Origin of the sequence: Chitinimonas sp. BJB300, assembly GCF_002735695.1 — a bacterium.
Classification (GTDB): Bacteria; Pseudomonadota; Gammaproteobacteria; order Burkholderiales; family Chitinimonadaceae; genus Chitinimonas.
In genome coordinates, this window is sequence record NZ_PDZH01000309.1 from 1 (window position 1) to 1249 (window position 1249).

A 1249-nucleotide genomic window follows, 5' to 3' on the forward strand; every position below is an offset into this window, starting at 1 on the left:
GCTATGAAGGTAACGATACCTTTGTCTTCAATCTTGGCGATGGGCAGGACACCATTGCAGAGACCTTCTACGATCAAGGCGGTAAGGAAGATGTACTGAGTTTCGGTGCTGGCATCGATGCCAGCAAACTACGCTTTGGTTGGGTGGGTAACGACCTGGTTGTGCATTACAGCGACAAGGATGGAATCACCATCAAGGAATGGTTCACTGACGACCGGAAAAAGATCGAGCTGGTGAAATTTGCTGATGGTAAGACAGCCACCGTCGCAAGCTTGATTGAGCGAGGCCTGAGCGTAACTGGCACTACTGCAAACGATAATCTAGTCGGCAATGTCGGTAGCGATACCCTCTTTGGCGGTATAGGCAACGACACCCTTTCCGGCGGTACAGGCAATGACACCTATGTATTTGAGCGCGGTAACGGCGTAGACATCATTGTAGAGAATGACAGTACCGTCGGTAACAACGACACCGTGCAGTTCAAGGATGTTAAGTCCACCGATGTCACGGCTGTGCAGAAGGTGGGCAGCAATCTGGTGATCAAATACGGTGCGAGCGACCAGTTGACGGTGGAGAAGTATTTCGACACCACCAATGCGGTGGCTTATCGGGTGGAGCGGTTCATATTCAGCGATAAGGTGAGCTGGACCAATACCCAGATAGACACCAAGGTTGCGCCTGCTGCTGCACCGGTAAGTGTTAGCCGTAGCAAGCGTTCGCTGGATGAGCCGGAAATTGCGGTTTGCTATAGAGGCGGCCCAGGCATGTCAACGACTCGCCAGCCGGAAGTCGCGGTCTGCACGATGGGCAGCAGGGCTAATGGTGTCGACCAGCAGCTGAATGCAATGGTAAGCGCCATGTCCGCCTTTGCACCGCAAGGTGCAGCTGTGCTGGGCCATGGACCATCCGCACAGGACATTTATGTCCCGGTGTTGGCACCCAATCGCTTGATGTAAAGCGCGTCTATTCAACTTAAACGTTAATCGTTCAAACAACCCGGGTCATTCGTGGCTCGGGTTGTATTTTTTATTGGCTTACCCCCTGTCTACCAAAGACTCGGGCGGGCTCAGTATTTTCTATTTTTATACTTATTCCCGATTTTGGTGAAATACATGAATGATGCTCAGGGCACCGCTGTCGATGCCCCCTCTTCTTCCCAGCCCGTCGACTCGGGCTTGATGGGTTTGGTCATGCTGGCGCGCTTTCATGCTGTCGCCGCAGAGCCTGCGCAATTGGCACATGAGTTTGG

Annotated in this window: 1 protein-coding gene; it reads left to right on the top strand. The window is 52.8% G+C overall.

Going from position 1 to position 1249, the window contains the following annotated elements; genetic code table 11:
• Positions 1 to 956, top strand: a 956-nt coding sequence (locus CSQ89_RS23635) for a calcium-binding protein (RefSeq protein ID WP_304441809.1), incomplete at its 5' end; no start/stop codon positions are given.
• Between the last annotated feature and the right edge of the window lie 293 nt (positions 957 to 1249).